This is a genomic window from Pseudomonas solani, assembly GCF_026072635.1.
Classification (GTDB): Bacteria; Pseudomonadota; Gammaproteobacteria; order Pseudomonadales; family Pseudomonadaceae; genus Metapseudomonas; species Metapseudomonas solani.
Genome location: NZ_AP023081.1, coordinates 149,093 through 167,570, shown reverse-complemented (window position 1 = coordinate 167,570; position 18,478 = coordinate 149,093). Strand labels below are relative to the sequence as shown.

At 66.1% G+C, this 18,478-nt stretch carries 18 protein-coding genes; 10 read left to right on the top strand and 8 right to left on the bottom strand.

What is annotated here, in order from left to right; all coding sequences use genetic code 11:
* Nucleotides 1-9: 9 nt before the first annotated feature.
* From rnhA to nudC, 7 genes are all read left to right on the top strand, one after another.
* On the top strand, nucleotides 10-435 hold the full coding sequence (rnhA, locus tag PSm6_RS00800) for a ribonuclease HI (protein ID WP_371877105.1): 426 nt from the start codon (nucleotides 10-12) through the stop codon (nucleotides 433-435).
* Nucleotides 436-494: 59 nt separating this feature from the next.
* Nucleotides 495-1,235: a DNA polymerase III subunit epsilon gene (gene dnaQ / locus PSm6_RS00795; RefSeq protein ID WP_021221794.1), complete on the top strand. Its 741-nt coding sequence runs from the start codon at nucleotides 495-497 to the stop codon at nucleotides 1,233-1,235.
* A 126-nt stretch (nucleotides 1,236-1,361) separates the two neighbouring features.
* Entirely contained in the window at nucleotides 1,362-3,617 is a 2,256-nt protein-coding gene (locus PSm6_RS00790; RefSeq protein WP_043243319.1) for an Orn/Lys/Arg family decarboxylase, read from the top strand.
* Between the two features lie 15 nt (nucleotides 3,618-3,632).
* Nucleotides 3,633-4,994: an amino acid permease gene (locus PSm6_RS00785; RefSeq protein WP_031288616.1), complete on the top strand. Its 1,362-nt coding sequence runs from the start codon at nucleotides 3,633-3,635 to the stop codon at nucleotides 4,992-4,994.
* A 150-nt stretch (nucleotides 4,995-5,144) separates the two neighbouring features.
* The gene (locus PSm6_RS00780) at nucleotides 5,145-5,957 is read left to right on the top strand and encodes a crotonase/enoyl-CoA hydratase family protein (RefSeq protein WP_021221791.1); all 813 of its coding nucleotides are present in this window, start codon (nucleotides 5,145-5,147) and stop codon (nucleotides 5,955-5,957) included.
* A gap of 39 nt (nucleotides 5,958-5,996) precedes the next feature.
* Complete coding sequence (locus PSm6_RS00775; protein ID WP_043243318.1) at nucleotides 5,997-7,676, top strand: FimL-related protein; 1,680 nt, start codon at nucleotides 5,997-5,999, stop codon at nucleotides 7,674-7,676.
* Complete coding sequence (gene nudC / locus PSm6_RS00770) at nucleotides 7,676-8,509, top strand: NAD(+) diphosphatase (protein ID WP_043243317.1); 834 nt, start codon at nucleotides 7,676-7,678, stop codon at nucleotides 8,507-8,509. Before PSm6_RS00775 ends, nudC begins: the two co-directional genes overlap by 1 nt.
* On the opposite strand, the gene PSm6_RS00765 is transcribed toward nudC, so the two are convergent.
* Nucleotides 8,486-9,262 carry a TSUP family transporter gene (locus PSm6_RS00765; protein WP_021221788.1) on the bottom strand — a complete coding sequence of 259 codons (777 nt, stop codon included), beginning with the start codon at nucleotides 9,260-9,262 and terminating at the stop codon, nucleotides 8,486-8,488. The two genes, nudC and PSm6_RS00765, sit on opposite strands and share 24 nt — an antisense overlap.
* Before the next feature lie 99 nt (nucleotides 9,263-9,361).
* Here PSm6_RS00765 and PSm6_RS00760 point away from each other — a divergent pair, with 99 nt between their 5' ends.
* Entirely contained in the window at nucleotides 9,362-10,012 is a 651-nt protein-coding gene (locus PSm6_RS00760) for a hypothetical protein (protein WP_021221787.1), read from the top strand.
* A gap of 173 nt (nucleotides 10,013-10,185) precedes the next feature.
* On the opposite strand, the gene PSm6_RS00755 is transcribed toward PSm6_RS00760, so the two are convergent.
* The 4 genes from PSm6_RS00755 to PSm6_RS00740 form a co-directional block, all read right to left on the bottom strand.
* Entirely contained in the window at nucleotides 10,186-10,953 is a 768-nt protein-coding gene (locus tag PSm6_RS00755; RefSeq protein WP_184488019.1) for an SDR family oxidoreductase, read from the bottom strand.
* Nucleotides 10,954-10,978: 25 nt separating this feature from the next.
* On the bottom strand, nucleotides 10,979-12,049 hold the full coding sequence (locus PSm6_RS00750) for a phosphotransferase family protein (protein WP_043243313.1): 1,071 nt from the start codon (nucleotides 12,047-12,049) through the stop codon (nucleotides 10,979-10,981).
* 208 nt (nucleotides 12,050-12,257) lie between these two features.
* Entirely contained in the window at nucleotides 12,258-12,572 is a 315-nt protein-coding gene (locus tag PSm6_RS00745) for an SCP2 sterol-binding domain-containing protein (RefSeq protein ID WP_021221784.1), read from the bottom strand.
* 60 nt (nucleotides 12,573-12,632) lie between these two features.
* Nucleotides 12,633-13,343, bottom strand: a complete 711-nt coding sequence (locus tag PSm6_RS00740; protein ID WP_021221783.1) for a histidine phosphatase family protein — start codon at nucleotides 13,341-13,343, stop codon at nucleotides 12,633-12,635.
* A gap of 209 nt (nucleotides 13,344-13,552) precedes the next feature.
* Here PSm6_RS00740 and sohB point away from each other — a divergent pair, with 209 nt between their 5' ends.
* Entirely contained in the window at nucleotides 13,553-14,578 is a 1,026-nt protein-coding gene (gene sohB / locus PSm6_RS00735; protein WP_043243312.1) for a protease SohB, read from the top strand.
* Between the two features lie 44 nt (nucleotides 14,579-14,622).
* Here sohB and PSm6_RS00730 read toward each other — a convergent pair whose 3' ends face one another.
* Entirely contained in the window at nucleotides 14,623-15,060 is a 438-nt protein-coding gene (locus tag PSm6_RS00730) for a hotdog fold domain-containing protein (protein WP_021221781.1), read from the bottom strand.
* Nucleotides 15,061-15,169: 109 nt separating this feature from the next.
* Here PSm6_RS00730 and PSm6_RS00725 point away from each other — a divergent pair, with 109 nt between their 5' ends.
* On the top strand, nucleotides 15,170-15,748 hold the full coding sequence (locus PSm6_RS00725) for a TetR/AcrR family transcriptional regulator (protein ID WP_043243311.1): 579 nt from the start codon (nucleotides 15,170-15,172) through the stop codon (nucleotides 15,746-15,748).
* A gap of 526 nt (nucleotides 15,749-16,274) precedes the next feature.
* Here PSm6_RS00725 and PSm6_RS00720 read toward each other — a convergent pair.
* Both PSm6_RS00720 and PSm6_RS00715 read right to left on the bottom strand, forming a co-directional pair.
* The gene (locus PSm6_RS00720; protein WP_021221779.1) at nucleotides 16,275-16,775 is read right to left on the bottom strand and encodes a DUF934 domain-containing protein; all 501 of its coding nucleotides are present in this window, start codon (nucleotides 16,773-16,775) and stop codon (nucleotides 16,275-16,277) included.
* On the bottom strand, nucleotides 16,759-18,417 hold the full coding sequence (locus PSm6_RS00715) for a nitrite/sulfite reductase (protein ID WP_043243309.1): 1,659 nt from the start codon (nucleotides 18,415-18,417) through the stop codon (nucleotides 16,759-16,761). Before PSm6_RS00715 ends, PSm6_RS00720 begins: the two co-directional genes overlap by 17 nt.
* Between the last annotated feature and the right edge of the window lie 61 nt (nucleotides 18,418-18,478).

Below are 18,478 nucleotides of genomic sequence, written 5' to 3'. Positions count from 1 at the left end.
CAAGTCGAGATGTACACCGACGGCGCCTGCAAGGGTAACCCCGGTCCCGGTGGCTGGGGCGTATTGCTCGTCTACAAGGGCGTCGAGCGCGAGCTCTGGGGTGGCGAGCGCGATACCACCAACAACCGCATGGAGCTGATGGCCGCCATCAGTGGCCTGGCCGAGCTCAAGCGGTCGTGCAAGGTGCGCCTGGTGACCGACTCCGAGTACGTGATGCGCGGCATCCGCGAATGGATGCCCAACTGGAAGAAGCGCGGCTGGAAGACCGCCGCCAAGCAGCCGGTGAAGAACGCCGACCTGTGGCAGATGCTCGACGAGCAGGTGAACCGCCACGAAGTGGAATGGCAGTGGGTCCGCGGCCACACCGGCCACCCGGGCAACGAGCGCGCCGACCAGTTGGCCAACCGGGGTGTCAGTGAGCTGAACGCCCGCTAGAATGCCGCCTGCGGCGTTCTTCCTTCTATATATAGAGCCACTCATTCACGGGCCCGAACATGCGTTATGTAGTACTGGATACCGAAACCACCGGCATGCCGGTGACCGATGCTCACCGCATCATCGAGATCGGCTGCGTCGAGCTGGATGGCCGCCGCCTCACGGGGCGTCACTTCCACTATTACCTGCAGCCCGATCGTGAAGTGGACGAGGGCGCCATCGCGGTCCACGGCATCACCAACGAATTCCTGGTGGGCAAGCCGCGCTTCAAGGACATCGCCGACGAATTCTTCGAATTCATCAAGGGCGCCGAGCTGATCATCCACAACGCGGCGTTCGACATCGGCTTCATCAACAACGAGTTCGCCCTGCTGGGCCAGAGCGATCGCTCCGACATCGCCGAACACTGCGGCGTGCTCGACACCCTGATGATGGCTCGCGAGCGCCACCCGGGCCAGCGCAACAGCCTGGACGCCCTGTGCAAGCGCTACGACGTCGACAACTCCGGCCGCGACCTCCACGGCGCACTGCTCGACGCCGAGATCCTCGCCGACGTCTACCTGGCGATGACCGGTGGCCAGACCAACCTGTCCCTGGCGGGCGAGGGTGCCGACGATGGCGGTGGCCGCCCAGTGGCCAGCCCCATCCGTCGCATCAGCGGCCGTGCACCGGGCCGCGTGCTCCTCGCAACCGAGGAGGAGATCGCAGCCCACAAGGTGCGCATGGGCGTGATCGAGAAGTCCGCCGGCGCCCCGGCGCTCTGGGTGCAGATGGAGCAACCGGCCACGCCGGAAGCCTGAGTCGGCCGAATTCCAGAGGCGCGACCTTTTCGTACAGGCTGGGGCAACCGGGGTTCCGTCGACTCCGGTGAGCTTCTACCCTGAGGGCACAGGCGGGACCGACCCCGCCGCCCTCGGGAAGCCTGCATGTACAAAGACCTGAAGTTCCCCATCCTCATCGTCCACCGCGACATCAAGGCCGATACGGTCGCCGGTGATCGCGTGCGCGGCATCGCCCGCGAACTGGAGCAGGACGGTTTCGTCATCCTCTCCACCGCCAGTTCCGCCGAAGGCCGCATCGTCGCCTCCACCCACCACGGCCTGGCCTGCATCCTCGTCGCCGCCGAAGGGGCGGGCGAGAACCAGCGCCTGCTGCAGGACGTGGTCGAGCTGATCCGCGTGGCCCGGGTACGCGCGCCGCAACTGCCGATCTTCGCCCTGGGCGAACAGGTGACCATCGAGAACGCCCCGGCCGAAGCCATGGCCGACCTCAACCAGCTGCGCGGCCTGCTCTACCTCTTCGAAGACACCGTGCCCTTCCTCGCCCGCCAGGTCGCCCGCGCCGCGCGCAACTACCTCGAAGGCCTGCTGCCGCCGTTCTTCCGCGCCCTGGTGGAACACACCGCGCAATCCAACTACTCCTGGCACACGCCCGGCCACGGCGGTGGCGTCGCCTACCGCAAGAGCCCGGTGGGGCAGGCCTTCCACCAGTTCTTCGGCGAAAACACCCTGCGTTCGGACCTCTCCGTCTCGGTGCCCGAGCTGGGCTCGCTGCTGGACCACACCGGCCCCCTGGCCGAAGCCGAGGCCCGCGCCGCGCGCAACTTCGGCGCCGACCACACCTTCTTCGTGATCAACGGCACCTCCACCGCGAACAAGATCGTCTGGCACTCCATGGTCGCCCGCGACGACCTGGTGCTGGTGGACCGCAACTGCCACAAGTCGATCCTCCACTCGATCATCATGACCGGCGCCATCCCGCTCTACCTGAGCCCCGAGCGCAACGAACTGGGCATCATCGGGCCCATCCCCCTGAGCGAGTTCAGCCGCGAATCCATCCAGGCCAAGATCGACGCCAGCCCACTGGCCCGGGGCCGCGCGCCCAAGGTCAAGCTGGCGGTGGTGACCAACTCCACCTACGACGGTCTTTGCTACAACGCCGAGCTGATCAAGCAGGCGCTGGGTGACACGGTGGAGGTGCTGCACTTCGACGAGGCCTGGTACGCCTACGCCGCCTTCCACGAGTTCTACGACGGCCGCTACGGCATGGGCACGGCGCGCAGCGAAGAGGGCCCGCTGGTGTTCACCACCCACTCCACCCACAAGCTGCTGGCGGCCTTCAGCCAGGCCTCGATGATCCATGTGCAGGACGGCGGCGCCCGCCAGCTGGACCGGGACCGCTTCAACGAGGCGTTCATGATGCACATCTCCACTTCGCCCCAGTACGGCATCATCGCCTCGCTGGACGTGGCCTCGGCGATGATGGAAGGCCCCGCCGGGCGCTCGCTGATCCAGGAAACCTTCGACGAGGCCCTGAGCTTCCGCCGTGCCCTGGCCAACGTCTGGCAGACCCTGGATGCCAAGGACTGGTGGTTCGATATCTGGGAGCCGCCCCAGGTGGAAGGCGCCGAGGCGGTGGCCACCGGCGACTGGGTGCTGGAGCCCGGCGCCGACTGGCACGGCTTCGGCGAGGTGGCGGACGACTACGTGCTGCTCGACCCGATCAAGGTCACCCTGGTCACCCCCGGGCTCAGTGCCGACGGCAAGCTCGGCGAGCAGGGCATCCCGGCGGCGGTGGTGGGCAAGTTCCTCTGGGAGCGTGGCCTGGTGGTGGAGAAGACCGGTCTCTACTCCTTCCTCGTGCTGTTCTCCATGGGCATCACCAAGGGCAAATGGAGCACCCTGCTCACCGAGCTGCTGGAGTTCAAACGCTCCTACGACGCCAACGCCCCGCTGACCAGTGCACTGCCCTCGGTGGCCCGGGCCGATGCCGCCCGCTACCAGGGGCTGGGCCTGCGCGACCTCTGCGACCAGCTGCACGCCTGCTACCGCGACAACGCCACGGCCAAGGCCATGCGGCGCATGTACACCGCGCTGCCGGAGCTGGCCATCAAGCCGTCGGAGGCTTACGACAAGCTGGTGCGTGGCGAGGTCGAGGCGGTGCCCATCGAGCAGCTGCAAGGGCGCATTGCCGCGGTGATGCTGGTGCCGTACCCGCCGGGCATCCCGCTGATCATGCCGGGGGAGCGTTTCACTGCGCAGACCCGCTCGATCATCGACTACCTGGCCTTCGCCCGGACCTTCGACAGCGCCTTCCCCGGCTTCGATTCCGATGTCCACGGCCTGCAGCACGACGACAGCCCAACGGGGCGCTGCTATACCGTTGATTGCATAAGGGAGTGACGAGCCGGGGGCGCGATGAGCGAGCAGAAACCGGCGGGCAGGTCCGGCACCATGGGGTTCTGGACCTGCACCGCGCTGGTGGTGGGCAACATGATCGGCTCGGGGGTCTTCCTGCTGCCCTCCAGCCTCGCCGCCTATGGCGGGCTGAGCCTGTTCGGCTGGCTCATCTCCAGCACCGGGGCGGTGATCCTGGCGTTGACCTTCGCCCGCCTGGCCCGGCTCAACCCCGCAGCCGGCGGGCCCTACGCCTATACCCGTGACGGCTTCGGCGCCTTCGCCGGCTACCTCTGCGCCTGGACCTACTGGAAGGCTGCGTGGATCGGCAACGCCGCCATCTCGGTGACCCTGGTGGGTTACCTGCAGGTGTTCTTCCCCGCCCTGCGCGACCCGGTGCTGACGGTGACCACCGCCATCGGCGCCATCTGGTTGTGCACCCTGATCAACCTGCGTGGCATCGGCGCCTTCGGCCTGGCGCAGAACATCCTCACCGCCCTCAAGCTGATCCCGCTGCTGCTGGTGGGCATCCTCGGCTGGTTCTCCTTCCACCCGGAATACTTGCGCATCCCCGAGGTCAGTGAGCTGCCCTCGGGCTCCGGCGGCTACGCCAAGGCCATCGCCACCACCGCGGCGCTCACCCTCTGGTCCTTCATCGGCCTGGAGTCGGCGACCGTGCCGGCGGACCACGTGCGCGACCCCAAGCGCACCATTCCCCGCGCCACGGTGTTCGGCACCTTGGTCGCCGCCGCCGTCTACATCCTCTCCATTACGGCGGTGCAGGGCGTGCTGCCGCCCGAGGTGCTGATGCGCTCCACCGCGCCCTTCGCCGATGCGGCGCGGGTGCTCATCGGCGACTGGGGCTACCACCTGGTGGCTGCTGGCGCGGTGATCGCCTGCCTGGGCGCGCTCAACGGCTGGGTGCTGCTGCAGGGGCAGATCCCCATGGCCACCGCACGCGACGGGCTGCTGCCCGAATCCCTGGCCAAGACCAACAAATACGATGTGCCGGCCAACGGCCTGCTGATTTCCGGCGTCCTGGTCACCGCGCTGGTGCTGGTGGACGGGCGTGGCGACCTGGTGGACGTGTTCAACGTGATCATCCTGCTCGGCACCATGACCGGCGTCGTGCCCTACGCCTTCTGCACCGCTGCGTTGCTGCAGCAGCTGGCGGTGCAGCCGGGGGATTTCTCCGCGCGCGAACGCGGCCGGCTGGTGGCCATCGGCGTGCTCGGCTTCATCTACTCGATCTGGGCGCTGTACGGCACCGGCGAGCAGGCGATCTTCTGGGGCTTCCTCGTGCTCATGGCCGGCATCCCGCTCTACACCTGGCGGCAATGGCGCAACCGGGTGCACCGTGATGCCCTGGCCACGCGCCTCTGAGCCCCGTTGCAAGCGGCTTCTATCTGCCATGGCGTGTCCTGCATCACAGAGGCCGTCTTCGACTTTTCACCCGCGCTTGTTATAGTTGCGGGGTTTATTCCCCAAGAATTTTCACGCATGCCAGCAGCAGAACTGGCGAGGATCGCGACGGTGTCCGACTACAAAGCTTTTCGTGTAGAACTGACAGACAAGATTGCCCACGTCGAGATCAATCGCCCCGAAAAGATCAACGCGATGAACGCCGATTTCTGGACGGAAATCATCGATATCTTCCGTTGGATCGACGAAACCGACGAAGTCCGCGTGGTGGTGCTGTCCGGCGCCGGCAAGCACTTCTCCTCGGGCATCGACCTCATGCTGCTGGCCTCGGTCGGCACCCAGCTGGGCAAGGACGTGGGCCGCAACGCCCAGACCCTGCGCCGCAAGATCCTCGAGCTGCAGGCCTCGTTCAATGCCGTGGACAACTGCAGCAAGCCGGTGCTCGCCGCCATCCAGGGCTACTGCCTGGGCGGTGCCATCGACCTGATCTCCGCCTGCGACATGCGTTACGCCACCCCCGATGCGCAGTTCTCCATCAAGGAGATCGACATCGGCATGGCCGCTGACGTCGGCACCCTGCAACGCCTGCCGCGCATCATCGGCGACGGCATGATGCGTGAGCTGGCCTTCACCGGTCGTACCATCGATGGCGAGGAAGCCCGCGCCATCGGCCTGGTCAACCGCACCTACGCCGACCGCGATGCGCTGCTGGAAGGCGTCTTCGCCCTGGCGCGCGAGATCGCCGCCAAGTCGCCGGTCGCCGTGCGCGGTACCAAGGAAATGATTCGCTACATGCGCGACCACCGCGTGGACGATGGCCTGGAATACATCGCCACCTGGAACGCAGCGATGCTGCAGTCCGCCGACCTGCGTGTGGCCATGGCCGCCCATATGAACAAACAAAAGCCGGAATTCGCCGACTGATGCTGTACGAGAACTCCGCGCGGGAGGCGCGCTAGACGCATGGTCACTGGAGCCACTTCCCTGAGCCTGGTGCGCGACGAGCTGTTCGCCACTATCGAACAGGCCGAACAGAGCCTCGAGCAGTTCATCGTCGAACGCGAGAACGGCAGCCTGCTGCAACAGGCTGTGGAAAGCCTGCAGCAGGTGCGCGGCACCCTCAACCTCATCGAGCTCACCGGCGCCGAGCTGCTGGCCCAGGAAGTCCTGGACCAGGCGACCGACATCCCGGCCGGGGCCGGTGAAGAGCGCGACAGCCAGCTGGCCGCGCTCGCCAATGCGCTTTACGTGCTGCGCCGCTACCTGGAAAACGTCGACGCCCACCGCCAGGAAATGCCCGAGCTGTTGCTGCCGGCGATCAACGACCTGCGCCAGGCCGCCAACCAGCCGGCGCTGCCGGAGAGCTTCTTCTTCAGCGTGCGCCTGGACCAGGCGCGTGTGCCCGCTGCCGCCAACCTCCCCGAGACCGGCGCCCAGGACCTCCTGGCTCGTCGCCTGCGGCAGATGTACCAGGTGGGCCTGCTGGGCTTCATCCGTGAACAGAACCCCCAGGCCAGCCTCAAGCTGATGGGCCGCGCCCTCGGTCGCCTCGACAGCCTCTACGCCATCGATCCCCGTGCGCGCCTGTGCTGGATCGGCGCCGCCGCCGTGGAAGCGGTGCTGGACGGCCAGCTGCTGCCGCGCAAGGCACGCAAGCAGCTGTTCTCGCGCATCGACCGCGAGCTCAAGCAACTGCTCGCCAATGAGCTCTACGAAGCGCCGCGCAACCTGCAAAAGGAACTGCTCTACCTCGTTGCCCTGGCCGATAGCCAGGGGCCGCGTGCCAGTGAGCTGCGTAGCGTCTTCGGCATGACCGCGCTGCCCTTCACCGACCACCTGCTGGAAGAGGAATACCAGCGTCTGGCCGGCCCGGGCCAGGCCGTGATGCGCTCCCTGTCCTCGGCCATCCGCGAGGAGCTGGCCAGCGTCAAGGACGTGCTCGACCTGATCGAACGCGGCACCGCCCAGGTGGAAAGCTTCGGCAGCCTGCACGCCCTGCTGGGCAAGCTGGCCAAGACCCTCGGCATGGTCGGCCAGACTTCCGCCGCCAACGCCCTGCATGCGCAGCTGCCGGTGGTCGCTGGCTGGAGCGAGCAATCGCCGGCCGCCCCCGAATCCCTGCACAAGCTGGCCGATGCCGTGCTCTATGTCGAAAGCATGGTGGCCGACCTCGAGCGTGGCGAGCGTCGCGAGAACCGCCAGGCGGCGGCCCAGGCGATGACCGAATCGGAGTCCTTCGCCCAGCACCAGCTGACCGAAGCGCGCATCGTGGTGATCGACGAAGCCCAGGCCGGCCTGGCCATGGCCAAGCGCGCCATTACCGCGTACCTCGAATCCAATGGCGACAAGCTGCACCTGGCCAACGTGCCCCTGACCCTGCAAGCCGTGCGTGGCGGCCTCTGGTTCCTCGGCCAGGAACGCGCGGCGGTGCTGGTGGGTGCCTGTGGCGACTTCATCCAGAAAGACATGATCGAAGCGCCGCAGATGCCCTCCGAGCAACTGCTGGAAACCCTGGCCGACGCCCTCACCAGCCTCGAGTACTACCTCGAGGGCGGTGGCGTACTGCGCCCCGATGCCCAGCCGAGCGTGCTCGACCTGGCCGCTGAAAGCGTCCGCGCACTGGGCCTGTCGGTGGCGGCCTGATGGCCACCGAACGCTGGCAGCCCAGCTTGCTCGATGCTAGCCGCGCCGGTGGCTGGGCCCTGGCCCACTGCCGCCAGCAGTTCCTGGCCGACGGCAATGGCGTGCTGTTCCCCCGGGAATGGCTGAAGCGCCAGGACCTGCCGATCCTCTCCGAACACGGCATCGGCCACTTCGATGGCGATGAAATCTACCTGCTGGAACTGGCGAGCACCGCCGATGTGCCCGGCAGCGCCTGGGTCGGCCTGCGCCAGTTGATGATGCAGGGCGACCCGGACACTTTCCGCATGCTCGGCTTCGCCACCCAGATCGGCACCTGGGCCGACCAGCAACGCTTCTGCGGCAGCTGTGGCGCGCGCATGCGCCAGGTCGCCGGTGAGCGGGCCATGCACTGCGAAAGCTGCGGCGTGCACCATTACCCACGCCTGTCGCCGAGCATGATCGTGCTGGTGACCCGTGGTGACGAGCTGCTGCTGGCGCGCTCGCCGCGCTTCGTCAGCGGCGTCTACAGCACCCTGGCCGGCTTCGTCGAGCCGGGCGAGTCGGTGGAGCAGTGCGTGGCGCGCGAAGTGCGCGAGGAAGTCGGCGTGGAAATCGCCATGCCGCAGTACATCGCCAGCCAGAACTGGCCCTTCCCCCATTCGCTGATGCTCGGCTTCCACGCCGAATACGTCAGCGGCGATATCGTCCCGCAGCCGGGCGAGATCGAGGACGCCCAGTGGTTCTCCATCCACGACCTGCCGCCGCTGCCGGCGAGCAAGTCCATCGCGCGCTACCTGATCGACCTCTACCTGGCGCGCCGCCTGGGTCACTCAGAACCAGTGCTGCCAGGCTAGCCGCGCGGTCAGCGCCAACACCACGCAGATGAACACCGGGCGGATGAACTTCGCCCCGCCGCTGATGGCCGTGCGTGCGCCGAGGAAGGCGCCCGCCATCAGCGCGATGCCCATGCAGATGCCCAGCAGCCAGGCCACCTGGCCACCCACCACGAAAACCGCAAGGGCGACGCCGTTGCTGACGAAGTTCATCGTCCGCGCCACACCGCTGGCACGCACCAGGTCGAGGGGGTACATCAGCAGGCTGCTGACGGTCCAGAAGGCGCCGGTGCCGGGGCCGGCGACGCCATCGTAGAAGCCCAGGCCCAATCCCTGGGGCCATTGGCGGCCACGGGGAATGGGCGCGTCGACGGCGTGCTGGGCGTCCGGCACCTTGCCGAACAGCAGGTACAGGCCGCAGCCGAACACCACGGCGGGAAGCATCTGGTTCAGCCAGTGGGCCGGCAGCCAGTGGGCGATCACCGCGCCTATGGCCGCGCCCAGGGCGGTGGCGATCAGCGCGCTGCGCCACTTGGCCGGCTCGAACAGCTTGCGTCGGTAGAAGGTATAGCTGGCGGTGGCCGAGCCGAAGGTGGCGCACAGCTTGTTGGTGCCCAGTACCAGGTGCGGCGGCAGCCCGGCGGTGAGCAGGGCGGGGATGGTCAGCAGGCCGCCACCGCCGGCGATGGCGTCGATGAAACCGGCGAGGAACGCGACCGCCGCCAGCACCAGAAGGGTGACGGGGTCGACGGCGAAGTCGAGAGGGAAGGGCATAAATGCTCGATCTGTGTCCGATTGCGCAGCGCGGCAACTGGTCGCTGCGCCGGGAGGTCCGCATAATGCCGGCTATTTTGCACAGAAGGAAAGGGTTCCATGCAGTATGACGGCCTGGCCTGGGGCATCGCCCTGCTGGCTCTGCTTGCCGCGGTTGTGGCCGCGCGCATCCTCTTCGATCGCAGCTGGTTCCTCGGTTGGCTGCGCGGCACCCTCGGCCTGGGCTTCCTCGCCCTGGCGCTGCTGGTGGGCACCGTGGCCTGGGACCTGACCCGCTACGAGCCCCTGCACCCCGACAAGCCCATCGTCACCCTCAACTTCAAGGCCCTGGGCCCGCAGCGCTACGAAGTGACCCTGCTCGAAGGCGGTAACGAGCGCACGGTGTTGCTGGATGGCGACCTGTGGCAGCTGGATGCGCGGATCTTCCGCCTCAAGGGCCTGGCCGAGCTGATCGGCTTGCAGCCGGGCTACCGCCTGGAGAAGCTCTCCGGGCGCTTCCTCGCCATCGAGGAACAGCAGCTGGCCCAGCACGCCGAAGCCGAACTGGCCGCCAGCCCCTATGGCATCGACCTGTGGCGCTGGCTGCGGCTCAACCAGCGCGACCTGTTCCTGTTCGACCCCCAGGCGCAGCGGGTGACCTACCTGCCCATGGCCGACGGCGCGGTCTACTCCGTCAGCCTCTCGCCCACCGGTTTGCTGGCCCAGCCACTCAACCCGGTCGCCACCCAGGCGCTCAAGGACTGGCGCTGATCGCGTAGGGTGGCGCCGAGCGCAGCCAGGCCCAGCGTGCATGGGTCGGCTTCGCTGCGTTGGGCTTCGTGCCTCAGCCCAGCCTGCAGGTCGCCCAGCGTCCACTAGGGCGCCCGGATGCGGAAAAGAAAAAGGGAGCCATTCAGGCTCCCTTTTTCATGGGCGGGGTTTCCTCAGGAGAGGAAGCCGCCGTCCACGTTCAGCGCCACGCCGGTGGTGTAGCTGGAGGCGTCGCTGGCGAGGTAGAGCACGGTGCCGGCCATTTCGCTCGGGTCAGCCACGCGCTTCAGCGGAATGCGCTGCAGGGCGACGTTGAGGATGGCGTCGTTCTTGGTCAGGGCCGAGGCGAACTTGGTGTCGGTCAGGCCCGGCAGCAGGGCGTTGCAGCGGATGCCGAACTGCGCGCATTCCTTGGCGAAGACCTTGGTCATGCTGATCACGGCAGCCTTGGTCACCGAGTAGATGCCCTGGAACTCGCCCGGGGAGACGCCGTTGATGGAGGCGACGTTGATGATGCTGCCACCGCCGTTCTGCTTCATCAGCTTGCCGCCTTCGATGGACATGAAGTAGTAGCCGCGGATGTTCACGTCGACGGTCTTCTGGAAGGCCGACAGGTCGGTGTCCAGCACGTTGCAGAACTGCGGGTTGGTGGCGGCGTTGTTGACCAGGATGTCGAGGCGGCCGAACTGCTCGCGGATCTGCGCGAAGACGCTCTGGATCTGCTCCATCTCGCCGATGTGGCAGGCGATGGCGGTGGCCTTGCCACCCTCGGCGACAATGGCGTCGGCGACGGCCTGGCAGCCGTCGATCTTGCGGCTGGAGACGATCACGTGGGCGCCCTGCTGGGCCAGCAGCTTGGCGATGGCCTCGCCGATGCCACGGCTGGCGCCGGATACGAAGGCGATCTTGCCGTCGAGGTCGAACAGGTGGGTCTTGGACATGGGGTTCCCCTTGTTGTGAGCCGTGTTACAGCCGTGATTTGCCGATGACCTGCAGGCTCATCTGCTCCAGCAGCTTGTTCATGTGGATGAACTGTGCGAAGCGCTTGTCCTGGGTCTGGCCGTGGAAGAAGCGGTAGTAGATTTGCTGCACGATGCCGGCCAGGCGGAACAGGCCGTAGGTGTAGTAGAAGTCGAGGTTGGTGATCGGCGGCAGGCCGGCGCGCTCGGCGTAGTAGTCGGCGAACTCCTGGCGGCTGAGCATGCCCGGCAGGTGGCTGGGCTGGCGGCGCATCAGTTGCACCGGGGCCGGGTCGGCGGCTTCGATCCAGTAGGCGAGGGTGTTGCCCAGGTCCATCAGCGGGTCGCCGATGGTGGTCAGCTCCCAGTCGAGCACGCCGATGATGTTCATCGAGTTGGCCGGGTCGAGGATCACGTTGTCGAAGCGGTAGTCGTTGTGCACGATCGCCGGCTTGTGGTGGTCGGCGGGCATCTTCTCGCGCAGCCAGGCCTTGACCGGCTCCCAGGTGGGGGCGTCGGGGGTCAGGGCTTTCTCGTAGCGGTCGCTCCAGCCGGAGATCTGGCGCTGCACGTAGCCTTCCGGCTTGCCCAGGTCACCCAGGCCGCAGGCGTTGTAGTCGACGTTGTGCAGCTCGACGAACTTGTCGATGAAGCTCTTGCACAGCGCGCGGGTCTTGGCTTCGTCGAGGCCCAGCTCGGCCGGTACGTCGGCCCGCAGGATCACGCCCTTGACCCGGTCCATCACGTAGAACTCGGCGCCGATCACCGACTCGTCGGTGCAGTGCACATAGGCTTTCGGGCAGTAGGGGAAGCCGTCGTTGAGCTGGTTGAGGATGCGGAACTCGCGGCCCATGTCATGGGCGGACTTGGCCTTGTGGCCGAAGGGCGGGCGACGCAGGACGAACTCGCGCTCCGGGTATTCCAGCAGGTAGGTCAGGTTCGAGGCACCACCGGGAAACTGGCTGATGCGCGGCGTACCGGTCAGGCCGGGGATGTTGGCCTTGAGGTAAGGATCGATGGCCGCGGCGTCGAGCTCTTCGCCTTCGCGGATGCGGGTGGACTGATCAGTAAGCGTCATGCTTATCCCTTCTACTTATGATGAGGGCCCGAGACTATTCGCTAATCTAATGCCGCCCGGATGGCGTCACAAGGGCGAAGGGCCGTTATAGGCAGGCGTGTTGCAGCACAATCAAACTGCCTGATTAGCCCGGATTCACCTGCGCCGGGCGAAAAAAAAACCGGAGCCCTGGGACTCCGGTTTTCTCTGTTCCTGGTCAGCTCGAAGCTTAGACCGGGAAGAGCTCGCCGAGCTTCATGGCGAGCATCATGTCGCCTTCGGCGCGCAGTTTGCCGCCCATGAAGGCCTGCATGCCGTCGGTTTCGCCGGTCATGATGCCAACCAGGGTTTCGGTGGACATGATCAGGGTGACGTTCGGGTTCGGGGCATCACCTTGCTGTACGTCGCAGGTGCCGTCCTTGACGACCAGGTAGTGGTTGTCGCCATCTTCGATGTTGAACTGGAATACCAGGTCCAGGCCAGCGGCGGCACCGGCGTTGAACTTGGACTGCATGTTTTTGACGATGTCAGCAACTGTGGTCATGGTTCTTTCCTTTATTTTCAGGTTTTTCTAGCGCCCCTTCTGGGGCGCAGTGGGCCGTGCTCATCGATAGGTGATGAGCTCCGGCGCCTTCAACAGTTCCAGATGCACATGACTGTTGAAGGAAGCTAGCGCCACTTCGCTGCCGCGGAACTTCAGGCGTGAGAGCGAAGTATTGACGATCTGCCAGTTGAGTTCGAATGCGCGGTCCGCCGGCACGCCGGCCACATGGTGGAGCAGGGCGGTGATGGTACCGCCGGAGGTGAAGACCGCGATGTTCTGTTTGCTTTCGGCGTGTTGCAGCACGCGCTCCAGCCCGCCCGCGACCTGGTCGTGGAAGGCTTGCCAGCTCTGCAGTTCGGCGTTGTCGTAGTCGCCGGCCACCCAGCGCAGCACCAGCTTGGAGAACAGGCGCTGGAACTCGGCGCGGTTCTGCGGGGCGTTGCGCATGATGTGCAGGGCTTCGGGCTCCTGCTCCAGCAGGCTGGGCAGCAGCGCGCGGATCACGGCGTCCGCATCGAATTCGTTGAAGGCCGGGTCGGTGTCCACGGCGGGGGCGTCCAGGCCGACGGCGCGGAAGCGCGACAGGGCGGCTTCGGCGGTGTGCTGCTGGCGTTGCAGGCTGCCCGCGACGCAACGATCGAGGCGCAGGCCGAGGCTCGCGAGGTGATCGCCCAGTACTTCGGCCTGGCGAACTCCGACGCTGGAAAGCACGTCGTAGTTATCGGCGCCGAATGAAGCCTGGCCATGTCGGATCAGGTAGATGCTGCCCACGTACGCTGCCGTCCCGGGACGTTGAAAGTTTCGCGAGGTTATGAGGAAGCTCAGGGGCTGTCAACGAAAAAACATACGCTTGTTTGAATGCATTCCCGCTATTTATTAAGGGGTTTTTCCGTCGCTGGTGGATGACCGGCGCGGGCGGGTATGCTTGGCCGGTTTCGCGCCTGCCAGAGCGGGCGCCAGTCGATCCCAAAGGGGGTGTTGTGGAGTTCTTAGCCGATTACGCGAGCTTTCTCGTCAAGACGATAACGCTGGTGGTGGCCATCCTGGTCGTCCTGGTGGCGGTGGCCGCGGTGCGCGGGCGGGGACGGCGCGCCGGTGGCGGCCAGTTGGTGGTGACCAAGCTCAACGACTTCTATAAAGGCCTGCGCGAGCGCCTGGAGCACTCGCTGCTGGACAAGGACCGCATCAAGGCCCTGCGCAAGGACGAGGCCAAGGCCGCCAAGGCGGCGAAGAAGGCCGGCGAGCAGAAGCCCCGGGTCTTCGTCCTCGACTTCGACGGCGACATCAAGGCCTCGGCCGCCGAGCAGATGCGCCACGAGATCACCGCATTGCTGACCCTGGCCACCCCGGCCGATGAGGTGGTGCTGCGCCTGGAAAGCGGCGGCGGCATGGTCCACAGCTACGGCCTGGCCTCCTCGCAGCTGGCGCGTATCCGCCAGGCGGGCATCCCGCTGACCGTGTGCGTCGACAAGGTCGCCGCCAGCGGCGGCTACATGATGGCCTGCATCGGCGACAAGGTGCTCTCCGCGCCCTTCGCCATCCTCGGTTCCATCGGCGTGGTGGCGCAGCTGCCCAACGTGCACCGCCTGCTGAAGAAGCACGACGTGGACTTCGAGGTGCTCACCGCCGGCGAGTACAAGCGCACCCTCACCGTGTTCGGCGAGAACACCGAGAAGGGCCGGGAGAAGTTCCAGGAAGACCTGGAGACCACCCACGACCTGTTCAAGAACTTCGTCGCCCGCTACCGCCCACAACTGGCCATCGATGAAGTGGCCACCGGCGAGATCTGGCTGGGCATGGCCGCGCTGGACAAGCAACTGGTGGACGAGCTGAAGACCAGCGACGAATACCTCGGCGAGCGTGCCCGCGAGGCCGACCTGTTCCTGCTCAACTTCGTCGAGAAGAAGAGCCTGCAGGAGCGCTTCGGCCTGGCCGCCAGCGCGGCCGTCGACCGGGTGCTGCTGAATTGGTGGGGTCGCCTTAGCCAACAGCGCTTCTGGCAGTGAATGAATGAAAGAAAGAGGCCCGGAGCGATCCGGGCCTCTGTGTTTCAAGCCTTGCTCAGGTACATGGTGATCTCGGCGCGCAGTACGGCGGTGTCACCGACATAGGCCATCACCGGCACCTTGATGTCGCCCAGGACGGACCAGTCCACCGCGCTGCCATCGGCCACCGCGCGCACGTCGCCGCTGGCCTTGGCCAGGTACTCCACCGTCATGCCACGGGGAATCCAGCGGGTGCCGGCGGGGATGGAGGCGTCGGTCATGGTGCCGGCCACCAACTCGGCGGCGTTGCACAGGGCGATGGCGTGCACGGTGCCGATGTGGTTGAGCACCTCGCGGCGCTTGGGAAAGGTGATTTCGGCGTAGCCGGCACGCAGTTCGACGAACTGCGGGGCGATGCTGGCGAAGTAGGGGGCGACCTGGCCGATCATGGCGCTGAACTGCGCCGCACCGGCTTGCTGGAACATCTGCAACATCTGGCTCATGGGTTCCGATTCTCTCGTGAGTGGATTGAAGATGAGCGCGCGCCGCAGCAGTATATGAAAATTAGAAAAGAATTCTAGAATTATATTCTAGTCATGCATCGGGAGTTCCATGGCTCGTTCCTCGCGCAAAGACGACATCCTCCAGGCCGCCCTCCAGTGCTTCACCGATGAAGGCGTGGACGCCACCACCATCGAGATGATCCGCGACCGTTCCGGCGCCAGCATCGGCAGCCTCTACCACCACTTCGGCAACAAGGAGCGCATCATCGGCGCGCTCTACCTGGCCGGGGTCGGCCAATACGCCGAGCTGTTGCAGACAGGCTTCGCCAAGGCCGCCGATGCCGAGGCCTGCGTGAAGCTGCTGGTGACGGCGTACATCGACTGGGTGGTGGCCAATCCCGACTGGGCGCGCTTCGTCCTGCACAGCCGCTCGCGGGTGGAAGCGGGCGAGGTGGGCGAGCAACTGCGCGAGGCCAACCGCGAGCACCATGCACGCATCCTCGCGGCGCTGCAGGCCCACCGCGAAGCCGGTGCGCTGCGCGCCCTGCCCGAGGACTGCTTCGCCTCGGTGGTGATCGGCCCCACCCACGACTTCGCCCGCAACTGGCTGGCCGGCCGCACCCGCAGCAGCCTCGCCGACTGCCGTGACCTGCTGGCTCAGGTCGCCTGGGAAAGCGTACGGGCGTAAGACCCGCAAGTTGCGCTCCCGTAGGTTGGGCCGGGCGGCGTTCCGCTGAGGTACGAAGCCCAACGCAGCGGACCTGACCTTTGCACCGTTGGGCCTCGCTACGCTCGGCGCCAACCTACGGTGCCACACCCAACCTAAGGAGTTGGCCGGTGTGTAGGGTGGATGACGCTCTTTTCATCCACCAGGCGATGCCGTCAGGGGGCACCGTGCCGGGGGCAGTCCTGCGGCCTGCTTGGCGACTGAAGTCGTCCCTACAGGCTGTGTTTGGCCTGTAGGTCGGGTGCGAGCCGGCGTTTGCGGTGATGGGTTTCGCTACGCTCTACCCATCCTACGGCGCCGATCCAACCCACGGTGCTGACCGATGGGTGGATGGCGCTCTTTTCATCCACCAAACGATGCCTGGCCCGGCACATGATCCGCCCCATGAAACGGCGTGCGTCCCGGGCTGAAGCCCGGGCTACGTCGGTGCCAGGTGCACATCAATAAAAAGCCCCGCATATGCGGGGCTTTTTCATGGCTGCGCGGCTCAGGCCGAGCGGCGGCGGAACAGCGGCAGGGGCTGGTCGCTGGAGGCCTGGTAGACCTCGGAGTAGTCCTCGAAGGCCTTGAGGGCGTCGTAGGGGTCCTTGTCCGCGCGCAGGGCGAAGGCGTCGAAGCCGCAACGCTTGAGGGCGAACAGCTGGTCGCGCAGCACGTCGCCGATGGCGCGCACTTCACCCTTGTAGCCATAGCGCTCGCGCAGCAGGTAGGCGGTGGAGGAGTGGCGACCGTCGGTGAAGGCCGGGAAGTTCAGGGCGATGACCTTGAAGTTGTCCAGCTGGTCGGCGATCTCTTCGATTTCCTCGTCGGCATCGAGCCACACGCCGAGGCCGCCGTCGCGGGCCTTGAGCGCATGGCTGTGATCGCGCCACAGGGCCAGCGGCACGATCAGGTCGTCGCAGTTGGACATGCCGTCGAGGGTCGCGTCCTTGTCCAGCAGGTGCCAGGTTTCGTCGATGACCTGGTTGTTCTTAATTATTCGCTGCATATACGCGCTCCTTGAAGGGGTCGATGCCGATGCGGCGATAGGTATCGAGGAAGAGTTCTTCTTCGGTGCGCTTCTCCACGTAGACGTCGATGATCTTCTCGATCACGTCGGGCATGGCTTCCTGGGCGAAGGATGGGCCGAGGATCTGCGCCAGGCTGGCTTCGCGGCCAGCGCTGCCACCGAGGGAGACCTGGTAGAACTCCTGGCCCTTCTTGTCCACGCCGAGGATGCCGATGTGGCCCACGTGGTGGTGGCCGCAGGCGTTCATGCAGCCGGAGATGTTCAGGTCCAGGTTGCCGATGTCGAACAGGTAGTCCAGGTCATCGAAGCGGCGCTGGATGGCTTCGGCCACCGGGATCGACTTGGCGTTGGCCAGGGAGCAGAAGTCGCCACCCGGGCAGCAGATGATGTCGGTCAGCAGGCCCACGTTCGGCGTGGCGAAGCCCTGCTCGCGCAGCTCGCCCCAGAGGGTGAACAGCTGCGCCTGCTCGACGTCGGCGAGGATGATGTTCTGGTTGTGGCTGTTGCGCACTTCACCGAAGGCGTAGCGGTCGGCCAGGTCGGCGATGGCGTCCAACTGCTTGTCGGTGACATCGCCCGGGGCGACGCCGGTGGGCTTCAGCGACAGGGTCACGGCGGCGTAGCCCGGCTTCTTGTGGGCCACCACGTTGCGCTGGCGCCAGCGGGCGAAGCCCGGGTGCTCGGCGTCGAGCTGGGCGAGGGCGGCAGCCTGGTCGTCCAGGGCCTTGTAGGCCGGGTCGACGAAGTGCTTGGACACGCGCTCGACTTCGGCTTCGGTCAGGGTGGTCGGGCCATCCTTCAGGTGCGCCCATTCGGCTTCCACGCGCTCGGCGAAGACTTCCGGGGTCAGCGCCTTGACCAGGATCTTGATGCGCGCCTTGTACTTGTTATCGCGACGGCCATAGCGGTTGTACACACGCAGGATGGCGTCGAGGTAGCTCAGCAGGTGCTGCCAGGGCAGGAATTCGTTGATGAAGCTGCCCACGATCGGGGTACGGCCCAGGCCGCCGCCGACGGAGACGCGGAAGCCCAGCTCGCCGGCTTCGTTCTTCACCGCTTCCAGGCCGATGTCATGCACTTCGATGGCTGCACGGTCGCTCACGGCGCCATTGACGGCGATCTTGAACTTGCGCGGCAGGTGCGAGAACTCGGGGTGGAAGGTGGACCACTGACGGATGATCTCGCACCAGGGGCGCGGGTCCACCAGCTCGTCATGGGCGACGCCGGCGAACTGGTCGGTGGTGGTGTTGCGGATGCAGTTGCCGCTGGTCTGGATGGCGTGCATCTCGACGGTGGCCAGCTCGGCGAGGATCTCCGGCACGTCCTCCAGCTCCGGCCAGTTGAACTGCACGTTCTGGCGGGTGCTGATGTGGGCGTAGCCCTTGTCGTAGTCGCGAGCGATCTGCGCCAGCTTGCGGACCTGGGTGGAGGAGAGCAGGCCGTAAGGCACGGCTACGCGCAGCATCGGCGCGAAGCGCTGGATATACAGGCCATTCTGCAGGCGCAGGGGACGGAACTCCTCGCCTGAGAGCTCGCCGGCCAGATAGCGGCGGGTCTGATCGCGGAACTGCTTGACGCGGTCCTCGACGATCCGTTGATCGTACTCGTCGTATACGTACATGAAATGTCCTGTTGTCAGGCTGCTTACAGCTTTTCTGCGCGCACGGCCGCGCACTCCTGTC

What these genes read in the sequence shown, in the direction of transcription:
- PSm6_RS00750 (WP_043243313.1), bottom strand. Translation starts at nt 12,049, where the DNA reads ATGACGCTTACTGATCAGTCCACCCGCATCCGCGAAGGCGAAGAGCTC.
- PSm6_RS00790 (WP_043243319.1), top strand. Translation starts at nt 1,362, where the DNA reads ATGTACAAAGACCTGAAGTTCCCCATCCTCATCGTCCACCGCGACATC.
- dnaQ (WP_021221794.1), top strand. Translation starts at nt 495, where the DNA reads ATGCGTTATGTAGTACTGGATACCGAAACCACCGGCATGCCGGTGACC.
- PSm6_RS00775 (WP_043243318.1), top strand. Translation starts at nt 5,997, where the DNA reads ATGGTCACTGGAGCCACTTCCCTGAGCCTGGTGCGCGACGAGCTGTTC.
- PSm6_RS00785 (WP_031288616.1), top strand. Translation starts at nt 3,633, where the DNA reads ATGAGCGAGCAGAAACCGGCGGGCAGGTCCGGCACCATGGGGTTCTGG.
- PSm6_RS00745 (WP_021221784.1), bottom strand. Translation starts at nt 12,572, where the DNA reads ATGACCACAGTTGCTGACATCGTCAAAAACATGCAGTCCAAGTTCAAC.
- PSm6_RS00755 (WP_184488019.1), bottom strand. Translation starts at nt 10,953, where the DNA reads ATGTCCAAGACCCACCTGTTCGACCTCGACGGCAAGATCGCCTTCGTA.
- PSm6_RS00725 (WP_043243311.1), top strand. Translation starts at nt 15,170, where the DNA reads ATGGCTCGTTCCTCGCGCAAAGACGACATCCTCCAGGCCGCCCTCCAG.
- PSm6_RS00730 (WP_021221781.1), bottom strand. Translation starts at nt 15,060, where the DNA reads ATGAGCCAGATGTTGCAGATGTTCCAGCAAGCCGGTGCGGCGCAGTTC.
- PSm6_RS00765 (WP_021221788.1), bottom strand. Translation starts at nt 9,262, where the DNA reads ATGCCCTTCCCTCTCGACTTCGCCGTCGACCCCGTCACCCTTCTGGTG.
- rnhA (WP_371877105.1), top strand. Translation starts at nt 10, where the DNA reads ATGTACACCGACGGCGCCTGCAAGGGTAACCCCGGTCCCGGTGGCTGG.
- PSm6_RS00720 (WP_021221779.1), bottom strand. Translation starts at nt 16,775, where the DNA reads ATGCAGCGAATAATTAAGAACAACCAGGTCATCGACGAAACCTGGCAC.
- PSm6_RS00760 (WP_021221787.1), top strand. Translation starts at nt 9,362, where the DNA reads ATGCAGTATGACGGCCTGGCCTGGGGCATCGCCCTGCTGGCTCTGCTT.
- nudC (WP_043243317.1), top strand. Translation starts at nt 7,676, where the DNA reads ATGGCCACCGAACGCTGGCAGCCCAGCTTGCTCGATGCTAGCCGCGCC.
- PSm6_RS00715 (WP_043243309.1), bottom strand. Translation starts at nt 18,417, where the DNA reads ATGTACGTATACGACGAGTACGATCAACGGATCGTCGAGGACCGCGTC.